Raw genomic sequence first — 20,332 nt, 5'->3', positions numbered from 1 at the left:
CTCGGCGCCCGACGGCGCCTGGCGGACCGCTGCCGACGAGGGTTGGGCCCGGGCCAGCCGGGCCGCCGAACCGGCCACCGCCGGCACGACGCGGTCCGGTCTGCCCAAGCGGGTACCGCAGGCACAACTGGTACCCGGCGGCGTGGACAACAAGGCAGGGCGGGAGCCGACCCGGCGGACTCCGGACGAAGTGCGGGGTCTGTTGTCGGCCTACCACCGTGGCGTACAGCGCGGTCGGACGGCCGGTTCCGAGCAGAACGGCATGACCTCAATCAAGGAGACGAGCGGATGAACAGGCCAGCAGCGATGCAGGATATGGGTTGGCTGCTCAGTAACTTCGCCGACAGCGTCGCGGGCATCGCGCACGTCGTGGCGGTCTCGGCGGACGGCCTGCTCCTCGCCTCCTCCCGAGACCTGCCGCCGGACCGGGCCGACCAGCTCGCGGCGATCACCTCGGGAGTGGTCAGCCTGACCGACGGCGCGTCACGGATGTTCAGTGCCGGCGGCGTGCTGCAGACGGTGATCGAAATGGACAGTGGCTACCTGTTCCTGATGTCCATCAGTGACGGCTCCTCGATGGCGGTGCTCGCCGCCCGGAGCTGTGACGTGGGTCAGGTGGGTTACGAGATGGCGCTCCTCGTGGAGCGGGTCGGCGCAGCGCTCGTGCCGCTCCCGCGCGAGGCTGTGTCGCGTCCGTAGTACCGGCTGATCGGAGATGGATTCGGTGAACCGGCAATTCGACCACGGGGAGGTGACAACGGCATGGACGGACGACGAGAGGACCCACGGGGAGCGCTCGTCCGGCCGTACGCGGTCACCCGTGGTCGCACCGAACCTCGTCAGGACATCGCGCTCGAGGCGGTGCTCGTGGCGAGTCCGGCCGCGGTCGTCGAGTCCCGGTTCGCCGGTCATGACAAGCACCGCATCGCCACAATCTGCGAGGGCCGGGCGCAGTCGCTGGCGGAGATCGCCGCGTACACCCGGCTGCCGTTGGGTGTCGCCCGGGTGCTGGTCGCCGACATGGTGGCGGACAGCCTGCTGACACTGCACAGTGCCGCTCCACCGGCAGAGGCGTTCGAGGAGCGGATGGAACTGCTTGAGAGGGTGCTAAGTGGACTTCGCAGGCTATGACCCGGAAAGGTCGCGGCGCGGCGGTGGAGGTGGCGGTGGCGGTGGCGGGATCACCTCCGCCAAGATCGTCATTGCCGGCGGATTCGGGGTCGGCAAGACGACACTCGTGGGTGCGGTCTCGGAGATCACCCCGTTGACCACGGAGGCGGTGATGACTGCCGCCGGTGTGGGGATCGATGACCCGTCCAAGGTGCCGGGCAAGGAGACCACCACCGTCGCCATGGACTTCGGTCGGATCACCATGGCCCAGGACCTGATCCTCTACCTCTTCGGTACGCCGGGTCAGACGCGGTTCTGGTTCATGTGGGACGAGATCATCCGAGGCGCGGTCGGTGCGGCGGTGCTGGTCGACACGCGGCGCATCGCCGACGCGTTCGCACCGTTGGACTACTTCGAGAACCGGCACCTCCCGTACGTGGTGGCGTTGAACTGTTTCGACGGCGCCCCCCAGTACGAGCCGGAGGAGGTACGCGAGGCGTTGGCGATCTCGCCTCACGTACCGCTGGTGATGTGCGACGCCCGGCACCGTGAGTCGGTCAAGCAGGTGCTGGTGAACGTGGTCCAGCACGCGATGGCGACGCTGCGGGCGGAGCACGGGCGGGGGCAGCCTACGCCGGTCGGCTGACCCCTCGTCGAGTGGCAGGCTGACCGGGGCGCGGGGAGGCTTCGCGGTTCAATCCTGCACAACGAGAGGGACAGACCTATGCCAGAGCGCGACGGTCCCGACGGCGGCTGCGTAGTCGTCGTCGGGGGTACCTCCGGCCTCGGCCGGGACGTGGCCGAGCACTACGCGAAGCGGGGCCGCGAGGTCGTCATCACCGGGCGCGAGGCCGGCCGGACCGAGGCGGTGGCGGCAGAGATCGGCGGCCGCACCACCGGGGTGGCCGTCGACCTCGCCAAGCCCGAGGGCATCGCCGCCGCACTCGCCGGGATCGGCGAGGTCAAGCACCTTGTCCTCGCCGCGTTCGTCCGGGACGTGAACAAGGTCTCGGACTACCAGATCGACCGCGCGGTCAGCCTGGTCACGGTCAAGTTGGTCGGCTACACCGAGGTGGCGCACACCCTGCAGTCGCGGATCTCGACGGACGGGTCGGTCCTGCTCTTCGGCGGTGGCTCGAAGGACCGTCCGTTTCCGGGCTCGGCAACCGTCTCGACGGTGAACGCCGGGGTGATGGGCCTGGTGAACGTTCTCGCCGCCGAACTTCGGCCGGTCCGGGTGAACGCCCTGCATCCGGGCATCGTCGCCGACAGCCCGTTCTGGGCCAGGCAGCCGGTCGAGATCCACCAGACCTACACGGCTCGTACCCCGACGGGCCGGCTGACCACGATGGCGGACGTCACCGACGCGGTGGTGTTCCTGTTGGAGAATCCGGCCGTGAACGCGGTGAACCTCGACCTCAACGGCGGCGCCGGGGTGGTGTAGCGCGTTCCGCCCCGGAAGCCCGAGGGCCTCCGGGGCGGAAGTTTGCCGGAGTATGAAGCCCTGCCGACTCAGGTCGAGATGTGCCGGGCCCAGGGAACCGCCAGTCGTTCCGCGGCGACCACCAGATAGAACAGGCTGACTCCGAACACCGCCAGTAGCGCGATCGCGGCGAACGCCAGCGAGGTGTCCGCCGACTGGTTGCTGACCGCGATGATCGAGCCGAGGCCGCCGTTCGGGCTCTGGATCTCGGCCACCACGGTACCGATCAGGGCGAGGGTGATGCCCACCTTCAGTCCGACGAAGAGCTGGGGCAGCGCCCACGGCAGCCGTACCTTGAGATAGCTCTTCAGCCGGGACGCGGAGAGCGACCGGGTGAACTCGTTGAGATCGGCCGGTGTCGAGGTCAGTCCCGCCATGGTCGAGACGAGGATCGGGAAGAACGCGATCAACACCACCATCGAGATCCTCATCCTCGGTCCGAAGTCCACCCAGACGATGAGCAGCGGCACCAGTGAGACCTTCGGCACGGCGTTGAACGCCACGACCATCGGCAGGGTGGCCTGCTCGATCATCCGTGAGCCGGTCAGGAGCATCCCGCCGAGCATCCCGGCGACGGCGGCGACGGCGAACCCCGCGAGTGTCACCCAGAGCGTCGCCCAGGCCTCTTCGAGCAGGTAGTGGGGTTCCCGGGAGAACGCGTCGACGACGTCCGGTGGGGACGGCAGGAAGAACGTCTCGATGCCGAAGACGATGGTCACCAGCCACCACAGGCCGATCGCGACCACCGTGCCCACGATGGGCAGTCCGATCTTGAAGCTGCGGGACAGTTCCGACCTGCTCGTCATGGAATCCGGTCCTGCTGGATCAACGCGTTCTCCTCCGGGAAAAGGGGACGGCGAGTGGACGTCCACTCGCCGTCCCCGAAGCGGGCACGCCGTCGATCAGGCCTTGGGCGCGACGGTGAAGTCGATGACCTTGTCCGGGGTCAGGCCCCCCGGGATGAGCCCCGCGCCCTGCAGGATGGCGATGGCCCGAGCGGCACGCTGCTCGTCGAGGGCACCGACCACGCCGCCGGGTGCGGACGTCACGTACGGCGTCATCAGCTTGATCTCCGCAGCGGCGCCCAGCTCGTTGACGGCCGGGTTGTTGGCCTTCATGATCTTAGCCGCTTCCTCGGGGTGCTCGATCGTGTACTGCAGCCCCTTCAGCGACGCGTCCCGGAACCGCTTGACGATGTCCGGGTTGTCCTTCGCGTAGCCTGCTGTGGTGGTGATGCCGGTGCCGAGCAGGTCTCGCAGGTAGTCGGTCAGCGGCAGGACTGTCATCTTCTTCCCGGTGACCGTCTCGGCCGTGTTCCGGGTGATGACGAACGTGCTCAGCACGTCGACCTTCTTGCTCTTGAGCAGACCCACCAGGCCCTGCGGCGGGCTTTCCACGAACTTGAGGGTCTGGTCGTTGAAGCCGGCGAGCTTGCCGTACGCCGGCAGCAGCGTCTTGGTGATCGAACCGGCCGCCACGCCGACCCGCTTGCCCTCCAGGTCCTTGGGGCGGGTGATGCCGGAACCCTCGGGGGCGAAGATCGCCACCAGCGTGCTCTGGTGCACCGCCGCGATGACGCGCATCTCGGTGACCTGGTTGGTTCCGGTCTGGATCATCAACTGGGTCACGTCGCTGTAGGTGAACTGCGCCTTGCCGGAGAGCAGGCCCTGGTTGTTCGTGGCCGGCGCACCCAGTTGCACGTCGACGTCGAGCCCGGACTCGGTGAAGAAGCCCTTCTCCTTGGCCACCCATGCGAAGGCGTCGTGGCCACCGGTGCCGAACCCGGTAAGGTATGTGACCTTGTCCGGTGCCTTGCCGTTCTTCCCGGGGTCGGAGTCGCCGTCGGATCCCGAGCAGCCGGCCGAGATCATCAGGCTCGTGGCCAGGGCCGCAGCGGCCAGTACGCGTTTACGCCTCGTCATTCCTACCTGTCCTCTGAGGAGAAATCCGTTCAGGATGCGGGCACATCACGGAGAACTTGCGGTGTCCGTGGTTCACCGCCCTCCTGCGGGTGCAGGTGGGCTGGTCACGGGCACATTGACCGACATCTGTCATGATCGTAGTGCTTAGACAGATCTTCCGGCAGTCCTCCTGACGCGAACGCGAGTAGGGCTCGGCGCAACCCGAGATTTCCTTGCTGCCGGGGCGGCGACGTGCCTATTCGGGGTTCTCTGTACGCAGATCCGTGGCTGTGGGCGGAGATCCGCCGATGCGCCGCGCACTACCCTGCCAACCGGGTGCCCACCAGTCAAGGACGCAATCCGACCGTTACCGGACCCGTTGATGATCCACTAAATCCTATCGGGTCAGTCGATGGCCCAGGATGGCGCTGCTGGATCCGTCGACGACCAGTGAATGACCTGCTAGATCAGTCGACGGGCAGCCGGTAACCGCGCTTGACCACGGTCTGCACCACGCCCGGCGTACGCAGCCCGGCGCGCAGCCGAGCCACCGCCATCTCCACGGCGTGTTCGTCGGCGCCGCGGGGCAGGGTGCGCAGCAGTGCGGCCCGGGACATCACCCGACCGGGCGTGGTCGCCAGCGCCCGCAGCACCGCCATCGGCGCGGGAGCCAGCGGCCGCAGCTCGCCGTCCAGAATGGCCGCGTGGCCGCGCAGGGTCAGCAGGTGACCGGCCACCTTGACACTGATAGCCCTGGGCGGAAGTTCGTCCACGATGGCCCGGACCAGTGCACCGAGCCGGGCCCGGTTCGGCGCGATCACCGGCACCCCGTGCCGGCGCAGTGGGGCGGCGGTGACCGGGCCTACGCAGGCGGCCAGCACGTCGGAGCGCAGCGCGTCCAGCACCGCGTCGGTACTGGGCCCCGCGGCCCGCAGCAGCGCTCCGACGGCCGGCGCGGAGGTGAAGGTGACCGCGTCCACCAACCGCCCGGCGATCAGGTCGACGAGCCGGTGCAGCGGTGCCGGGTCGGTCGGTGCCGCCCAGCGGTAGACCGGTACCTCGATCACGGTGGCACCGGCCGCCTCCAGCGCGGCCGTGCACTCGGGCTGTCGCTCGCCGTGCAGCTGCATCGCGATGAGCTGCCCCCGTACGCCCCGCTGCCGGAGGTGCGCGATCACCTCGTCACAGCTCTCCGATGCCGGCGACCACTCGTCGTGCAGCCCCGCCGCCCGGATCGCGCCCCGGGCCTTGGGCCCCCGGCTGACGATGTAGGCCCGGGACAGCACCGAACGCAGCGGCTCGGCCAGCCCCCAGCCCTCGGCCGCCTCCAGCCAGCCGCGCATCCCGATTCCGGTGTTGGCCATCAGGACGTCGGGCGGGTTGTCCAGGCAGGCCCGGGTGGCCGCGCGCAGTTCGGTGTCGTCGGCCAGCGGCACGATCCGCAGCGCCGGGGCGAGTACCACCCGGGCGCCGCGCCGCTCCAGCATCGCGGTCAGTTCGTCGCGTCGGCGGTCCGCGGTCACCCCGACCGTGAAGCCGGACAACTCCTCGGACATCAGCTTTCCCCGGTGGGACGGTGGCCGGGTGCCACCTCGACCAGGCCGTCGCGGCAGCGCACCCGGTAGACCGGCACCGCGACGCCGGGCACGTCGAGGCAGTGTCCCGTCCGCAGGTCGTAGACCTGCTTGTGCAGCGGGGAGGCGACCGTCGGGGCCTCGCCCCGGCTGCCCACGATGCCCCGGGCCATCACGTACGCCCCGGCGATCGGATCCCGCTGGCCGATGGCGAAGAGCTGGCCGTCGTGGGTGCGGAAGACCGCCACCTGCTCGCCGTCGACGAGCGCGGCCACCCCGCGCTCCGGCTCCAGCCGGGGATACGCGCAGACCGTCGTCCACCGCACGTCGTCGTTGATCGTGGTGTCCAGAGTCAACTCGGTACCCCCATGGTCGTCGGGAGGCCGAGCGTCACCGGTCGGCGTTCTCCCATGGCCGGAACGGGCTGGCCCCGCTCCACCTCGAACGTGATCGACGGATCCGGTACATCCGGTGCGTTGACGAAGGAGATGAACCGGCTCAGCCGGTCCGGGTCCTCCAGGGTGTCGCGCCACTCGTCCGAGTAGGCCCCGACGTGGCGGGCCATCGCGGCGTCCAGTTCGGCGCAGAGCCCGAGCGAGTCGTCCACGATCACCGCCCGCAGGTGCTCCAGGCCGCCCTCCAGCGCCTCGATCCAGGCAGCGGTGCGTTGCAGCCGGTCCGCGGTACGGATGTAGAACATCAGGAACCGGTCGACGTACCGGACCAGGTCCTCGGTGGACAGGTCGGTGCCGAAGAGTTCGGCGTGCCGGGGCCGGAAGCCGCCGTTGCCGCCGAGGTAGAGGTTCCAGCCGTTGTCGGTGGCGATGATCCCGAAGTCCTTGCTGCGGGCCTCGGCACACTCCCGGGCACAGCCGGAGACGGCGGACTTGATCTTGTGTGGGGCGCGCAGTCCCCGGTACCGCAGTTCGAGGGCGATCGCCAGCCCGACCGAGTCCTGCACCCCGTACCGGCACCAGGTGGAACCGACGCAGGACTTGATCGTCCGCAGCGCCTTGCCGTACGCGTGCCCGGACTCGAACCCGGCGTCGACCAGCCGGCGCCAGATCTGCGGAAGCTGCTCCACCCGGGCGCCGAAGAGGTCGATCCGCTGCCCACCGGTGATCTTCGTGTAGAGCTGGAAGTCCCGGGCCACCTCGCCGATGACGATCAGCTTCTCCGGGGTGATCTCCCCACCCGGTATCCGCGGCACCACCGAGTACGTCCCGTCCCGCTGGATGTTGGCGAGGAAGTGGTCGTTGGTGTCCTGCAACGACGCCTGCTCCCCGTCGAGCACGTAGCCGTTGCCGAGCGAGGCCAGGATCGAGGCGACCGCCGGCTTGCAGATGTCGCAGCCCCGGCCGGTGCCGTGCTCGGCGACGAGCCGGGAGAAGGTACGGATCTCCCGGACTCGGATGATCTCGAAGAGCTCCTGCCGGCTGTGCGCGAAGTGCTCGCAGAGGGCCTTGCTCAGGCTGACCCCGGAGACCGCCAGCAACTGCTTGAGCATCGGTACGCACGAACCACAGCTCGTGCCGGCCCGGGTGCACGCCTTCAGCCCCGGCACGTCGACACAGCCCTCGGCGATCGCATCGACGAGCTGGTCCTTGGTCACCCCGTTGCAGGAACAGACCTGGGCCGAGCCGGGCAGGGCGGCGATGCCGGACCCCGTACCGGTGCCGTCGCCGGCCGGTGCGAGCAGCGCCAGCGGCGGACCGGGAAGTGGACCGCCCACGCTGGCCCGAAGCGCCGGATAGGCGGTCACGTCACCCACCAGAACCCCGCCGAGCAGGGTCCTGGCGTCGTCGGAGAGGACGAGCTTGGCGTACACCCGGGTGGCCGGGTCGGTGAAGGTCACGTCCAGGCAGCCCGGGGTGGTGCCGTGCGCGTCGCCGAAGGCCGCGACGTCGACCCCGAGCAGCTTCAACTTCGTGGACAGGTCGGCGCCGGGGAAGGCCGCCGTACCGCCGACGAGCCGGTCCGCCACCACCTCGGCCATCGCGTAGCCCGGCGCGACCAGCCCGTAGCAGGTGCCCTCCACGGCGGCACACTCGCCGATCGCCCAGATCCGCTCGTCGCTGCTCCGGCAGCCCGCGTCGACCCGTACCCCGCCGCGCTCGCCCAGGGTCAGCCCGGCGTCCCGGGCCAACTCGTCCCGGGGACGGATTCCGGCGGCGACCACGACCAGGTCGGTGGGAAGCCAACTACCGTCGGAGAGGGTCAGGCCGGCCAGCTCGCCGTCCGGCCGGGACCGGATCGCGGTGGTGGCCACCCCGAGATGCGGAACGACGTCCAGTTCCTCGACGTACCGGCGCAGCATCGCGCCACCGGCCTCGTCGACCTGCACCGGCATCAGCCTCGGGGCGAACTCCACCACGTGGGTGCCGAGACCCAGCAGGCGCAGCGCGTTCGCCGCCTCCAGCCCGAGCAGACCGCCGCCGACCACCGCGCCGTTGCGCCGGCCCTTGGCGAAGTCGCGGATCGCGGTCAGGTCGTCGAGCGTCCGGTAGACGAAGACCCCCGGCCGCAGCGCCGGCGTCGGGCCGATCGCGTCCGGGCCCGCGTCTACGTACGCGCCGTCGATCGGCGGCACGAACGGGTACGACCCGGTCGCCAGCACCAGGGCGTCGTACGGGTACTCGCCGGCACCGGTCCGCACCCGGCGACGTTCCCGGTCGATGGCGACGACCGGCTCGCCGAGCCGCAGGTCGACGCCGTCGTCGGGCTGGTGCAGGCTGAGTTCCTCGGCGCTGACCCCGTCGAAGAACGCCGACAACCGGACCCGGTCGTACGCCGCCCGGCTCTCCTCGGCCAGCACCGTGACCCGCCAGCGTCCGCCGCCGTCCCGGGACCGCAGTGCCTCGACGAAGCGCTGTCCCACCATGCCGTTGCCGACCACGACAAGTTCACCGCGCTGGCTCGTTCGCTCGTTCACGCCGCCACCTCTTCCGCCGTCTCGGGGGTGTCTATCGCGGACAGCCAGCCGAGGATTCCCTCGACGGCGTCCCGGCAGCTGCCGCAGCCGGTGGTGGCCCGGGTACCGGCAACCAGTTCGTCCATGGATCTCGCCCCGGCCCGCCAGCAGCGCACCAGTGCGCCCTTGCGGACCGTGTTGCACTGGCAGACCGTCGCCGAGTCGGGCATCAGTGCGGGCGACTCGACCGGCGGCGCGCTCGACGTGTCGCGACTGCGGCCCAGCAACAGCGTCCGCCGGTCGATCGGCACCGGGGCGCCCCGGTCGAAGAGCTGGATCACCGTGCCGACCGCCGGGTTGTCGCCCAGCATGATCGCCCCGGTGAGCCGCTCACCGACGATCCGCAGCCGCGCGTACGTCCCCCGGACCGGGTCGGAGAAGCTGAGTTCCTCGACGCCGGGGTCGAGGCCGAGGCCCGGATCCCCCATCGCGGCGAGGTCGATGCCGGCCGCCTTGAGCCGGGTCACCGAGGGCCGGGGGCGGTAGCGGGCCCGGACGTCCTGCCCGGTCAGCACCTGGGCCAGCACCCGGGCCTGTTCCCAGGCCGGTGCGACCAGCCCGGTCACCACTCCCGCGTGCTGGGCGCAGTCGCCGATCGCCGAGATGTGCGGATCACTCGTCCGCAGCCGGTCGTCGACCACCACACCCCGGTCGACGGTCAGCCCGGCGGACCGGGCCAGCTCCACGTCCGGGCGTACCCCGCAGGAGAGCACCAGCAGGTCGGCGTCGAGTTCCCGGCCGTCGGAGAGGGTCAGGGTGACCCCGTCGGCGCGGGCGTCCACCGCGCTGGCCGCCACCTCCAGGTGGGCGGTGACGCCGAGCCCGGCCAGGGTGCGGGCCAGCACCGCGCCGGCCGCCGGGTCGAGCTGTCGTTCCATCAGGTGTCGGACCGGATGCACGACGTGGACGTCGAGGCCACGGGTGGCCAGGCCGCGGGCGGCCTCCAGCCCCAGCAGTCCGCCGCCGAGCACCAGCGCCCGGCGCGCTCCGGTGGCGACGGAGAGGATCCGCCGGCAGTCGTCGAGGGTCCGGAAGACCGCGACCCGGTCCGGCAGCCGGTCCCGGTCGAGCCCCGGCAGCGGCGGCACCAGGGCCCGTCCGCCGGTGGCGAGCACGAGATGGTCGTACCCGAGGAGGTCGCCCCGGCTCGTCGTCACGGTGCGCGCCGCCGGGTCCACGGCGGTGACCTGCACGCCGGGCTGTACGTCGATTCCGTGCCCGGCCGCCTCGGTCAGCTCCACCCCGGCCTCGTCGACCTTGCCGGCGAGCAGGTTCGACAGCATGATCCGGTTGTACGCGCGGTGCTGTTCCGCACCGAGCACGGTGATCTTCGCGTCGCCGGCCCGCGCCGGCAGCTCGGCTGCCAACCGGGCGCCGGCCATGCCGTGGCCGACGATGATGATCCGGTTGCCTGACTCGCTCACGCCGCCGCCCCGTTCCGTTCGCCTCTGCCGCCTGACCGATGTCCTTCGCTGTCCTGTTCGCTCACGCCTTCTCCACCCTGACCGCGCAGACCTTGAACTCCGGCATCCGGGAGACCGGATCGAGTGCGTCGCTGGTGACCGAGTTGATCCGGGCCTGGCCCGCCCAGTGGAAGGGGGCGAAGACCGTGTCCGGCCGGATCGTTCCGGTGAGCCGGGCCGGGGCGCGCATCTCGCCCCGACGGCTGGTCACCAGGACCTCGTCGCCGTCCAAGACCCCGAGCCGGGCCGCCAGGTCCGGGTGCAGCTCCAGAAAGGCTCCGGGTGCGGCCCGGTGCAGTGGCGCGATCCGCCGGGTCTGTGCCCCGGACTGGTACTGCGCCAGCACCCGGCCGGTGGTGAGGTAGACCGGATAGTCGGGGCAGACCTCCTCGGCGGCCGCCCGGTGCTCCACCGGCAGAAACCGGGCCCGCCCGTCCGGGGTGGGGAACCCGTCGGCGAACAGTCGCGCGGTCCCGGCTCCGTCCTCCGTGGGGCAGGGCCAGAAGACGCCGTCCTCGGCGTCGATCCGCTCCCAGCTGATGCCCGCGTAGTCGGCCACCCCGCCGGCAGAGGCGCGGCGCAGCTCCTCGAAGACGACCCGGGGGTCCGCCGGGAACCGGGGCCCGGTGCCGGTGCCGGCCGATCCGACCCGCGCGGTCGAGCCGCCGCCCGCCGGCTCGACGTCGCTTCCGGTGCCGAGCCGGTCGGCCAGCTCGGCGAGCACCGCCAGATCGGTGCGTACGCCCGGTGGGGGTGGGCGGAGGGCGCGACGGCGCAGCACCCGACCCTCCAGATTGGTCATCGTGCCGTCCTCCTCGGCCCACTGCGCCGTGGGCAGCACCACGTCGGCGATCGCCGCGGTCTCGGACCGGACGAAGTCGGCGACGACCAGCAGGTCGAGGTCGCGCAGGCGGCTCTCGACCCGGTTCGCCCGGGGAGCCGAGACCACCGGGTTGGAGCCGAACACGAGCAGCGCCTTCGGGCCGTCCGGGGTGCCGAGCGCGGTCAGCAGCTCGTACGCCGATATCCCCGGGCCGGGCAGCTCCTCCGGGCGTACGCCCCAGACTCCGGCGACGTGCGCGCGGGCGGCCGGATCGTCGATGCGGCGGTAGCCGGGCAGCTGGTCGGCCTTCTGCCCGTGCTCGCGTCCACCCTGGCCGTTGCCCTGCCCGGTGAGGCAGCCGTACCCGGAGCCGGGCCGGCCGGGCAGGCCGAGCGCGAGGGCGAGGTTGATGAAGGCGGTCACCGTGTCCACGCCCTTGGCGTGCTGCTCGGCGCCCCGGGCGGTGAGGATGATCGTCCGGCCGGCCGTGCCGAGCGCCCGCGCCGCCGCCTCCAGGTCGGCCACCGGTACCCCGGACAACTGCTCGACCCGGGCCGGCCAGTAGCTCGCGGCTACCCGGCGTACCTGCTCGAAACCGCTGGTACGGGCGTCGACGTAGTGCTTGTCGACCCACCCCTCGGCCAGGGCGATGTGCAGCAGGGCGTTGGCCACCGCCAGGTCGGTACCGGGGGTGGGTTGCAGGTGCAGGGTGGCCTGCCGGGCGGTCGCGGTGGCCCGGGGGTCGATCACGATCAGGGTGCCGCCGCGCTCCCGCTGTTCGATCAGATAGCGGACCAGCGGCGGCATGGTCTCGGCGACGTTCGCGCCGACCAGCAGGAGGGTGTCGGCGGTACCGAGGTCGGCGAGGGGGAACGGCAGTCCCCGGTCGATCCCGAAGGCCCGGATCCCGGCGGCGGCCGCCGACGACATGCAGAACCGGCCGTTGTAGTCGATGTTGCGGGTGCCGAGCGCGACCCGGGCGAACTTGCCCAGCGTGTACGCCTTCTCGTTGGTCAGCCCACCGCCGCCGAAGACGGCGACCGCGTCCCGGCCGTGCTCGGCCTGGATCCGGCGGATGCCGCTCACCACCCGGTCCAGCGCCTCCGGCCAGCTCGCCGGTCGGAGCTCCGCCCCCGGGCGGTCACGGACCAGCGGGGTGGTCAGCCGGTCCGGATGGTCGAGCAGTTCGGCCGCGGTCCAGCCCTTCTGGCAGAGGCCGCCCCGGTTGGTCGGGAACTGCCGGGGCAGCACCTCCACCCGGTCGGCGGTACGCCGCAGCGTCATGCCGCACTGCAGTGCGCAGTAGGGACAGTGCGTGGCCACTTCCTGGGACACATCCCCCGAATGCGTCGCAGCCTGTGCACCGTCTGTCATGTCCGAAGCGTGCCGGCGCCCGGTTTCACGGTCGGGTCTCTCTTGTTTCGGGCCTGTCAAGAGCCGCTCACACGGATCCGGGGCAGCGAGCCGGTCGCCGTCCGGGCCGGGGCAGGCGTTCGTGAATCTCCAGGCCCGGGGGGAGCGACGCCGGGCGGGCGTTCCACAAGGGCCGGTTGGTACAGCGGCTCCGACGGCTGGCGCGGGACCCGGGCGGCGGCCCTAAGATGAACGCCGTTAATGAGAAGAACGTTCCGTATGTCAGGAGGCGCTTCGATGGCGGTGGTGTCGCTCTTCGAAGCCGTGGCCGGGTCGTACGACGAGTCCTGCCGCAGGTTGGTGCCGTGTTTCGACGACTTCTACGGCACCGCCGTGGAGGTGGCCGCCCCGCCGCTGCGCCGGGCGCTGGCCTCCGGGCGTATTCCTAGCGTACTTGATCTAGGCGCCGGTACGGGACTGCTGTCGATCCTGCTCGGCGCCGCCGTACCGGGCATCCGGCCCACCCTGCTCGACGGGGCGCCGGCGATGCTCGCGGTCGCCGGGGGACAACTCGGCCGGCTCGGCGTACCGCACGAGACGCTGGTGGCCGACCTGACCGCGCCGCTGCCCGCCGGCCCGTACGACGCGGTGGTCTCCGCACTGGCCATCCACCACCTCGACGACGCCGGCAAGCGGGACCTCTACCGCCGGATCCGGCAGGTGCTGGTCCCCGGCGGGGTGTTCGTCAACGCCGAACAGGTGGCCGGGGCCACCCCCGACCTGGACCACCGCTACGACGAGGTGTGGCTGGCCCAGGTCACCGCGCTCGGTGCGACCGAGGCGGAGATCGCCGGCGCCCGGGAGCGGATGCGGCACGGCCGCCCGGTGCCCGTGCCGGACCAGCGCCGATGGCTGGTCGAGGCCGGCTTCGTGGGTGTCGACTGTTTCTACAAGTCGTGGCGGTTCGCCGTGTTCGGCGGCCGGCGCGAGCTGGAATGACCACCGGTCATACCGCCGGTAGGCTGAACGGCATGACTGCCAAGGTGACGCTCTCGTTTTCGGACGAGACGATCGAAGAGGCGCGACAGTACGCGAAACGCGACGGCATGTCGCTTTCCGCCTGGATCGATCAGGCCGCCCGGGAGAAGGCGCTCCGGGAGGTCTTCGCGGCGCACGCGGCGGCCGTCGGCCGGGCACGTCTGGACATCGAGACCGCCGCGCTCGCCGACGCCCAGGAGGCTGCGATGGTCGACGCGGCACTCCTCGGCAGGCGCCCGAGTGCTGCGTAGGGGCGAGATCTGGCGGATCGACGGAGCGCGGTCCCGGCTCGGCCTGGTGGTCAGTTCCGACGTCTACAACGCCACCGACGTACCGATCGTGATCGTCGCGGAGGTGGTCGACGAAGGGTTGCTGCGCGACTCTCCGCTCGCGGTCGCCATGGGCGACTTCGCGGTGATGCCCGACCGGCTCTCCTCGCCGATGAAGAAGTGGTTCACCGAGTACGTTGGTGCGGCCGACGCCGACGCCATGTTCCGGGTGAGCCGGGCGCTACGGATCCTGCAGGGCCTCTGAGCGTTCCGGGGCGGATCTCACTACCGCGCGGAGTGCGCCGTGCGCCGTCCGTTGCCGGCCCGACCCCGAGCGCGAACGGCCGGGAAACCACCCGGCCCTACTTTCGGGCGACATGACGAACACCGCCGTCCCCACAGGCACACCGGCCGCCTTCGATACCGACAGCACGGCCACCGCCCCGGCGGCGGTCGGCACCGGCAACGGCCGCGGCACCGGACTCGGACCCGGCCCCGACGCCCCGATCGGGGCGGGGAGATCGGGCCGGCACCAACTCGACGACTGGCGCCCGGAGGACCCGGCCTTCTGGCGCAGCACCGGCGCCCCGATCGCCCGGCGCAACCTGATCGTCTCGATCGCCTCCGAACACATCGGCTTCTCGGTATGGAGCCTCTGGTCGGTGATGGTGCTGTTCCTCGGCCCGGAGTACGGCATCGACCCGGCCGGGAAGTTCATGCTGACCGCCGTACCGACGGCGCTCGGATCCGTGCTGCGGTTGCCGTACACCCTCGCGGTGGCGAAGTTCGGCGGGCGGAACTGGACCATCGTCAGCGCGTGCCTGCTGCTCCTGCCGGCGGTCCCGATGGCGATCCTGATCGAGCCGGGGGTGTCGTACGGCACGCTGCTGGTGCTGGCCTGCCTCGCCGGGGTCGGCGGCGGCAACTTCGCCTCGTCGATGGCGAACATCAACCTCTTCTATCCGCAGCGGCTCAAGGGCTGGGCGCTCGGGCTGAACGCCGGCGGCGGCAACATCGGGGTCGCCGCCGTCCAGCTCGTCGGGCTGGCGGTGCTGGCGACGGCGGGAGCGGCGTACCCACGCCTGGTTCCGGCCGTCTACCTCCCGCTGATCGTGCTCGCCGCGCTCGCCTCGGCCCGGTACATGGACAACATCCGGGGGGTCCGGAACGAGAAGGGGGCGATGCGGGAGGCGGCCCGCGACCCGCACACCTGGATCATGTCCCTGCTCTACATCGGCACCTTCGGGTCGTTCATCGGGTTCGGCTTCGCCTTCGGACAGGTGCTCCAGGTCCAGTTCAAGGAGCAGTTCGCCACGCCGATCGACGCGGCCTACCTGACCTTCCTCGGACCGCTGGTCGGCTCGCTGATCCGGCCGGTCGGGGGCTGGCTGGCCGACCGGTTCGGCGGCTCCCGGGTGACCCTTGTCAACTTCGCGGCGATGGCGGCCGGCGCCGGGCTGGTGTACTTCGCGTCCCGGGAGCGCTCGCTGCCGCTCTACCTGATCGGGTTCATCGGACTCTTCGTCTTCTCCGGCATCGGCAACGGATCGACGTACAAGATGATCCCGGCGATCTTCCGGGCCAAGGCGACACTGGCGGTGAGCGCCGGGACCCTCGACGCCGCGGCGGCGGAGCGGCGGGCCTGGCGGCTCTCCGGAGCGCTGATCGGCATCGCCGGCGCGGTCGGTGCGTTCGGCGGGGTGCTGGTCAACATCGCCTTCCGGCAGTCGTTCCTTACCTACCAGACGGCGGACGCCGCCTATCTCGCCTTCATCGCCTGGTACGCCGTCTGCCTGGTGATCACCTGGGTGGTGTACCTGCGCCCGTCGCGCCACCGCCTCACCGGGGTGTAAGGAAGGGCCCCTTGTTATCGTTTTCTGTATAGGAAGGGTCCCCTGTTAACGTGTGCCGAGGCTGCGGGGCTGCCGCGCGGAGCGCTGGGGATGTGCGTTTTGACCCCGGAGCAGGGGAGCGGGTATCGTTGCCTGCTGTTGTGTGACAACCAAGTTTTTCACGTGACAGCCGAAGGCGTGCCGCTCAGGTACGCTTGGTCGTTTGTGCGTGCCTGGTGACCGGTGCGCGACCCCAGACCGACGACGAGACAAGGTAGACCTGTGCGTACGTACAGCCCGAAGCCGGGTGAAATCGAGCGTCAGTGGCACGTCATCGACGCGTCAGACGTCGTGCTGGGCCGTCTGGCCACCCACGCCGCCACGCTGCTGCGGGGCAAGCACAAGCCGACTTTCGCGCCGCACGTCGACACCGGTGACTTCGTCGTCATCGTGAACGCGAGCAAGGTGGCGTTGACCGGCAACAAGCGACAGACCAAGATCGCCTACCGGCACTCCGGCTACCCGGGTGGCCTCAAGCAGGTCCGTTACGACGACCTGCTGAACTCGCGTCCCGACCGCGCCATCGAGTTGGCCGTAAGGGGCATGCTCCCGCACAACAAGCTCGGCCGTAAGCTGATCGGGAAGCTGAAGGTCTACGCCGGCGCCGAGCACCCGCACGCCGCGCAGCAGCCGGTGCCGTTCGAGATCAAGCAGATCGCGCAGTGAGCGCGGACGAAGGAAGCAGCATGACCGACACCATCGAGACCGCGGAGTCCCCGGCGCCCGCCCCGGTGGTCCGGGCACCCCGCGGCGACCGCGCTATCCAGACCGTGGGCCGCCGCAAGCGGGCCATCGTCCGGGTCCGGATCGTTCCCGGCACCGGCAAGATCACCTGCAACGGTCGCGAGCTGGAGGCGTACTTCCCCAGCAAGGTGCACCAGCAGTTGATCAAGGAGCCGCTGGTGACGGCCGAGAAGGTCGAGACCTTCGACATCATCGCCAACCTGCGCGGCGGTGGCACCACCGGTCAGGCCGGCGGGCTGCGGCTGGGCATCGCCCGGGCGCTGATCACGAACGACCCCGACGACCGTCCGGCCCTGAAGAAGGCCGGCTTCCTCACCCGGGACGCCCGGGAGAAGGAAAGCAAGAAGTACGGTCTCAAGAAGGCTCGCAAGGCGCCCCAGTACTCCAAGCGCTGATCAGCGACCACATCTTGTACGTCTGATTGGAATGGCCGGAAACCGCCCCCTCATGCGGTGGCGCTTTCCGGCCATTCTGTTTTCCATCGGTGCGCTCTCCGGAGGTTTCGCGCATGGGGCGGCTGTTCGGCACTGACGGTGTACGCGGACGCGCGAACGCTGACCTCACCCCCGAGTTGACACTCGCGGTCGCGGTGGCGGCCGCGCACACCCTGGCCGAGCAGGACCGGAGTCATCCACCGCTCGCGGTGGTGGGCCGGGACACCCGGGCCAGCGGCGAGATGCTGGAGGCCGCGGTGGTGGCCGGGCTGACCAGCGCCGGCGCGAACGTGATCCGGGTCGGGGTGCTTCCGACGCCGGGAGTGGCATACCTGGTCGGCGAGGCCAAGGCCGACTTCGGGGTGATGCTCTCCGCCTCGCACAACCCGATGCCGGACAACGGGATCAAGCTCTTCGCGGCCGGCGGGCACAAGCTGCCCGACGAGGTCGAGCTGCGGATCGAGGCCGCCGTCGAGGCGAACGGCACCGCCGGTTGGCAGCGCCCGACCGGGGCCGGGGTCGGCCGGGTCCACGACCTGCTCGACGGCGCCGAACACTACGTGCAGCACCTGGTCGGCACGGTCCCGCACCGGCTCGAAGGGTTGAAGGTCGTCGTCGACTGCGCGAACGGCGCGGCATCGGAGGTCGCCCCGGTCGCGTACCAGGAGGCCGGCGCCGAGGTCATCTCGATCCACGCCGAGCCGGACGGCCTCAACATCAACGACGAGTGCGGGTCGAACCACCTCGACGCGCTCCGGGCCGCGGTGCTGGAACACGGGGCGGACCTGGGCCTCGCGCACGACGGCGACGCCGACCGGTGCGTCGCGGTCGCCGCCGACGGCACCGAGGTGGACGGGGACCAGATCATGGCGATCCTGGCCCTGGCGATGCGGGACGCCGGGACGCTGACCCAGGACACCCTGGTCGCGACCGTGATGAGCAACCTGGGTCTGCGGCTGGCCATGTCGGCCGAGGGTATCCGGCTTATCGAGACCAAGGTCGGCGACCGGTACGTGCTTGAGGAGCTGCGGGCCTCCGGATTCGCGCTCGGCGGCGAGCAGAGCGGGCACGTGGTGCTGCCCGCGTACGCCACGACCGGCGACGGGATCCTCACCGGCCTGCACCTGATGTCCCGGGTGGCCGCCACCGGACGGACGCTGGCCGAGCTTGCCGCTGTGGTGACGAAGCTGCCGCAGGTGCTGATCAACGTCCCGGTTGCCGACCGTACCGTCGGGGCCGGAGCGCCGGCGGTGCTCGCCGCCGTAGAGCGGGCCGAGGCGGAACTGGGCGAGACCGGCCGGGTGCTGCTCCGGCCGTCCGGCACCGAACCGCTGGTCCGGGTGATGGTCGAGGCGCCGACGGTGCAGCTGGCCCAGGAAGTGGCCGAGCGGATCGCGGTCGAGGTGCGGAACGCCAGTCCCGTGCCGGCCTAGGCCAGCGACCGGAGTCGGGTGACGGCCTCGGCCAGTACCTCCGGTCGCTTGCAGAAGGCGAACCGGACCAGCCGCCGCCCCGCCTCCGCATCGTCGTAGAAGACCTGGGTCGGTACGGCCACCACGCCGCAGCGCTCCGGCAGCGCGCGACAGAACTCCATCCCGTCCCGACCACCCAGCGCGGTGATGTCGGTCGTGACGAAGTAGGTGGCCTCCGGGGAAAGCACCCCGAAACCGGCCTCGGTCAGCCCGGCGACGAGCTGGTCCCGCCGGGCCTGTAGATCGGCCCGGAACCCGTCGTAGTAGCCGTCCGGCAGGGCCAGCGCCACCGCGACCGCCGGTTGCAGGGGCGCGCCGTTGACATAGGTCAGGAACTGCTTGACCCGCATCGTCGCGGCCACAAGTCGAGCCGGCCCACTGGCCCAGCCGACCTTCCAGCCGGTGCAGGAGAACGTCTTGCCGGCCGAGGACACCCGCAGGGTGCGTTCCCACATGCCGGGCAGGCGAGCCAGCGGGACGTGTCCGGAGTCGGCGTCGGTGAAGACGAGGTGCTCGTACACCTCGTCGGTGACCGCGTAGGTGTCGTACTCCTGGCACAGTTCGGCGATCAGCGCCAGTTCGGCGGCGTCGAAGACCTTGCCGGTCGGATTGTGCGGCGAGTTGAGCAGTACCAGCCGGGTACGGGGGCCGAACGCGGCGCGCAGGGCCGCCGGGTCGAACGCGTACCGCCCGTTGTCGGCGGGGCGGAGCGTCACCGGTCGGCGGACCGCGCCGGCCAGCGCGATCGAGGCCGCGTACGAGTCGTAGTAGGGCTCGAAGCAGACCACCTCGTCGCCCGGCTCACACAGTCCGAGGATCGCGGCGGCGATCGCCTCGGTCGCCCCGGCGGTCACCAGCACCTCGCCGTCCGGGTTGTACTCCAGGTTCCAGAACCGGCGCTGGTGCTCGGCGATGGCCGAGCGCAGAGCCGGAATGCCGGGACCGGGCGGATACTGGTTCTGGCCGCCGCGCAGCGCGTCGGCCGCCGCGGCCAGCATTTCGGCGGGGCCGTCGCTGTCCGGGAAGCCCTGACCGAGGTTGACCGCGCCGGTGCGCACCGCCAGCGCCGACATCTCCGCGAAGATGGTGGTGCCGAACGGGCGCATCCGGCGTACCAGGGGATCGGGGTCCATCGTCGTCGTCACCCCCGTCACCCTAGACGTTCCGTTCCGGCTCAACCCGTGCTGAACCGCGAGCAGGTGACGGTCGCGAAATCACCGCTGCCGGTCTTGGTGGCGACCTGCTGTCCGTCGATGGTGACCTTGCAGGTGATGTCTCCGGAGCCGTTGCCGATCCGGATCGCGGTCAGGATCTTGGGCAGGTTCGCCGGAATCTTGACCTCCTTCTTCCACGGCAGGTCGACCGATGAGCCGTGGGTGGGCTTGCCGGACTGGTCGGTGTACGACAGCGCGACACGTCCCGAGCCGGACAACTCGTAGACCACGGTCTGGCTGCTGCCGGAGTTGCCGGTGTCGCCGCCGGGGAGTCCGGGGGTCTCCGGCACCGAGGTGATCTCCGGCGGGTCGAAGCCCTGGCTGTCCTCAAGGCTGTCCCGGAGCCGGTCCATCGCGGCGAACGGACCGAGGCAGATCCCGACGCAGGCGCCGAGGATCAGAACCACCCCGATCGCGACGATCACGGTGATCATCGTCTTGTTGCTCTTCTTGGGCGGTGCGGGCGGGAACGGCCCACCGGGAGCGCCGGGCTGGCCCTGCTGGTAGCCCGGCTGGCCCTGCTGGTAGCCCGGCTGGCCCTGCTGGTAGCCCGGGTAACCGGGGGTGGCACCGTACGGGTCGGGCCCGGGT

21 protein-coding genes are annotated in these 20,332 nt (G+C 70.8%); 12 read left to right on the top strand and 9 right to left on the bottom strand.

All coding sequences use genetic code 11. The annotated features are described in order from the left end of the window. From I0C86_RS03365 to I0C86_RS03345, 5 genes are all read left to right on the top strand, one after another. Positions 1–292 (top strand): hypothetical protein (locus tag I0C86_RS03365; protein ID WP_196199700.1); only part of this gene is annotated, 292 nt, incomplete at its 5' end. Continuing rightward, positions 289–699 carry a roadblock/LC7 domain-containing protein gene (locus tag I0C86_RS03360; RefSeq protein WP_101368105.1) on the top strand — a complete coding sequence of 137 codons (411 nt, stop codon included), beginning with the start codon at positions 289–291 and terminating at the stop codon, positions 697–699. The genes I0C86_RS03365 and I0C86_RS03360, both read left to right, overlap by 4 nt. Positions 700–762: 63 nt before the next feature. Then, positions 763–1,131: a DUF742 domain-containing protein gene (locus I0C86_RS03355; protein WP_196199699.1), complete on the top strand. Its 369-nt coding sequence runs from the start codon at positions 763–765 to the stop codon at positions 1,129–1,131. Further along, the gene (locus I0C86_RS03350) at positions 1,112–1,756 is read left to right on the top strand and encodes a GTP-binding protein (RefSeq protein WP_407676259.1); all 645 of its coding nucleotides are present in this window, start codon (positions 1,112–1,114) and stop codon (positions 1,754–1,756) included. Before I0C86_RS03355 ends, I0C86_RS03350 begins: the two co-directional genes overlap by 20 nt. 78 nt (positions 1,757–1,834) lie before the next feature. After that, positions 1,835–2,554 carry an SDR family oxidoreductase gene (locus I0C86_RS03345; protein WP_196199698.1) on the top strand — a complete coding sequence of 240 codons (720 nt, stop codon included), beginning with the start codon at positions 1,835–1,837 and terminating at the stop codon, positions 2,552–2,554. A 68-nt stretch (positions 2,555–2,622) separates the two neighbouring features. Here I0C86_RS03345 and I0C86_RS03340 read toward each other — a convergent pair whose 3' ends face one another. From I0C86_RS03340 to I0C86_RS03310, 7 genes are all read right to left on the bottom strand, one after another. After that, complete coding sequence (locus tag I0C86_RS03340) at positions 2,623–3,399, bottom strand: ABC transporter permease (RefSeq protein ID WP_196199697.1); 777 nt, start codon at positions 3,397–3,399, stop codon at positions 2,623–2,625. 96 nt (positions 3,400–3,495) lie between these two features. After that, the gene (locus I0C86_RS03335; protein ID WP_196199696.1) at positions 3,496–4,515 is read right to left on the bottom strand and encodes an ABC transporter substrate-binding protein; all 1,020 of its coding nucleotides are present in this window, start codon (positions 4,513–4,515) and stop codon (positions 3,496–3,498) included. Positions 4,516–4,961: 446 nt separating this feature from the next. After that, a complete protein-coding gene (locus tag I0C86_RS03330; RefSeq protein WP_196199695.1) occupies positions 4,962–6,050 on the bottom strand; it encodes a uroporphyrinogen-III synthase in 1,089 nt (362 codons plus the stop codon). Next, on the bottom strand, positions 6,050–6,418 hold the full coding sequence (gene nirD / locus I0C86_RS03325; RefSeq protein ID WP_230393482.1) for a nitrite reductase small subunit NirD: 369 nt from the start codon (positions 6,416–6,418) through the stop codon (positions 6,050–6,052). Before nirD ends, I0C86_RS03330 begins: the two co-directional genes overlap by 1 nt. Positions 6,419–6,420: 2 nt before the next feature. After that, the gene (gene nirB, locus I0C86_RS03320; protein ID WP_323373441.1) at positions 6,421–9,000 is read right to left on the bottom strand and encodes a nitrite reductase large subunit NirB; all 2,580 of its coding nucleotides are present in this window, start codon (positions 8,998–9,000) and stop codon (positions 6,421–6,423) included. Further along, positions 8,997–10,463, bottom strand: a complete 1,467-nt coding sequence (locus I0C86_RS03315; protein ID WP_323373440.1) for an FAD-dependent oxidoreductase — start codon at positions 10,461–10,463, stop codon at positions 8,997–8,999. Before I0C86_RS03315 ends, nirB begins: the two co-directional genes overlap by 4 nt. A 61-nt stretch (positions 10,464–10,524) precedes the next feature. Next, positions 10,525–12,699 carry a molybdopterin oxidoreductase family protein gene (locus tag I0C86_RS03310; RefSeq protein ID WP_196199694.1) on the bottom strand — a complete coding sequence of 725 codons (2,175 nt, stop codon included), beginning with the start codon at positions 12,697–12,699 and terminating at the stop codon, positions 10,525–10,527. Positions 12,700–12,975: 276 nt separating this feature from the next. On the opposite strand from I0C86_RS03310, the gene I0C86_RS03305 reads away from it, so the two are divergent. The 7 genes from I0C86_RS03305 to glmM all read left to right on the top strand — a co-directional run bounded on the left by I0C86_RS03305 (position 12,976) and on the right by glmM (position 18,488). Then, entirely contained in the window at positions 12,976–13,677 is a 702-nt protein-coding gene (locus I0C86_RS03305; RefSeq protein ID WP_196199693.1) for a class I SAM-dependent methyltransferase, read from the top strand. Between the two features lie 32 nt (positions 13,678–13,709). After that, entirely contained in the window at positions 13,710–13,967 is a 258-nt protein-coding gene (locus I0C86_RS03300) for a DUF6364 family protein (protein ID WP_196199692.1), read from the top strand. Further along, entirely contained in the window at positions 13,957–14,250 is a 294-nt protein-coding gene (locus I0C86_RS03295) for a type II toxin-antitoxin system PemK/MazF family toxin (RefSeq protein WP_196199691.1), read from the top strand. The genes I0C86_RS03300 and I0C86_RS03295 overlap by 11 nt, the downstream gene beginning before the upstream one ends. A 112-nt stretch (positions 14,251–14,362) precedes the next feature. Further along, the gene (locus tag I0C86_RS03290) at positions 14,363–15,838 is read left to right on the top strand and encodes a nitrate/nitrite transporter (protein WP_196199690.1); all 1,476 of its coding nucleotides are present in this window, start codon (positions 14,363–14,365) and stop codon (positions 15,836–15,838) included. Between the two features lie 261 nt (positions 15,839–16,099). Then, on the top strand, positions 16,100–16,543 hold the full coding sequence (gene rplM / locus I0C86_RS03285; protein WP_196199689.1) for a 50S ribosomal protein L13: 444 nt from the start codon (positions 16,100–16,102) through the stop codon (positions 16,541–16,543). A gap of 20 nt (positions 16,544–16,563) precedes the next feature. After that, positions 16,564–17,016, top strand: a complete 453-nt coding sequence (rpsI, locus tag I0C86_RS03280) for a 30S ribosomal protein S9 (RefSeq protein WP_196199688.1) — start codon at positions 16,564–16,566, stop codon at positions 17,014–17,016. Positions 17,017–17,129: 113 nt separating this feature from the next. Continuing rightward, positions 17,130–18,488 (top strand): phosphoglucosamine mutase, encoded by a 1,359-nt coding sequence (gene glmM / locus I0C86_RS03275; protein WP_196199687.1) that lies wholly within the window; start codon positions 17,130–17,132, stop codon positions 18,486–18,488. On the opposite strand, the gene I0C86_RS03270 is transcribed toward glmM, so the two are convergent. Both I0C86_RS03270 and I0C86_RS03265 read right to left on the bottom strand, forming a co-directional pair. Beyond that, positions 18,485–19,660, bottom strand: coding sequence for a pyridoxal phosphate-dependent aminotransferase (locus tag I0C86_RS03270; RefSeq protein ID WP_196199701.1), 1,176 nt, complete (start codon positions 19,658–19,660; stop codon positions 18,485–18,487). The two genes, glmM and I0C86_RS03270, sit on opposite strands and share 4 nt — an antisense overlap. 41 nt (positions 19,661–19,701) lie before the next feature. Beyond that, on the bottom strand, positions 19,702–20,332 hold a 631-nt coding region (locus I0C86_RS03265), incomplete at its 5' end, for an MmpS family transport accessory protein (RefSeq protein ID WP_196199686.1).

It is taken from the genome of Plantactinospora alkalitolerans (genome assembly GCF_015690345.1).
Taxonomy (GTDB): domain Bacteria; phylum Actinomycetota; class Actinomycetes; order Mycobacteriales; family Micromonosporaceae; genus Plantactinospora; species Plantactinospora alkalitolerans.
This window is presented reverse-complemented; position numbering and strand designations above follow the sequence as displayed.

Excerpts from the sequence above, each read along its gene's own strand:
- I0C86_RS03300 (WP_196199692.1), top strand. The coding sequence starts at position 13,710 with ATGACTGCCAAGGTGACGCTCTCGTTTTCGGACGAGACGATCGAAGAG.
- I0C86_RS03335 (WP_196199696.1), bottom strand. The coding sequence starts at position 4,515 with ATGACGAGGCGTAAACGCGTACTGGCCGCTGCGGCCCTGGCCACGAGC.
- I0C86_RS03310 (WP_196199694.1), bottom strand. The coding sequence starts at position 12,699 with ATGACAGACGGTGCACAGGCTGCGACGCATTCGGGGGATGTGTCCCAG.
- I0C86_RS03355 (WP_196199699.1), top strand. The coding sequence starts at position 763 with ATGGACGGACGACGAGAGGACCCACGGGGAGCGCTCGTCCGGCCGTAC.
- I0C86_RS03360 (WP_101368105.1), top strand. The coding sequence starts at position 289 with ATGAACAGGCCAGCAGCGATGCAGGATATGGGTTGGCTGCTCAGTAAC.
- glmM (WP_196199687.1), top strand. The coding sequence starts at position 17,130 with ATGGGGCGGCTGTTCGGCACTGACGGTGTACGCGGACGCGCGAACGCT.
- I0C86_RS03290 (WP_196199690.1), top strand. The coding sequence starts at position 14,363 with ATGACGAACACCGCCGTCCCCACAGGCACACCGGCCGCCTTCGATACC.
- I0C86_RS03330 (WP_196199695.1), bottom strand. The coding sequence starts at position 6,050 with ATGTCCGAGGAGTTGTCCGGCTTCACGGTCGGGGTGACCGCGGACCGC.
- rpsI (WP_196199688.1), top strand. The coding sequence starts at position 16,564 with ATGACCGACACCATCGAGACCGCGGAGTCCCCGGCGCCCGCCCCGGTG.
- I0C86_RS03305 (WP_196199693.1), top strand. The coding sequence starts at position 12,976 with ATGGCGGTGGTGTCGCTCTTCGAAGCCGTGGCCGGGTCGTACGACGAG.
- I0C86_RS03270 (WP_196199701.1), bottom strand. The coding sequence starts at position 19,660 with ATGGACCCCGATCCCCTGGTACGCCGGATGCGCCCGTTCGGCACCACC.
- I0C86_RS03340 (WP_196199697.1), bottom strand. The coding sequence starts at position 3,399 with ATGACGAGCAGGTCGGAACTGTCCCGCAGCTTCAAGATCGGACTGCCC.
- I0C86_RS03345 (WP_196199698.1), top strand. The coding sequence starts at position 1,835 with ATGCCAGAGCGCGACGGTCCCGACGGCGGCTGCGTAGTCGTCGTCGGG.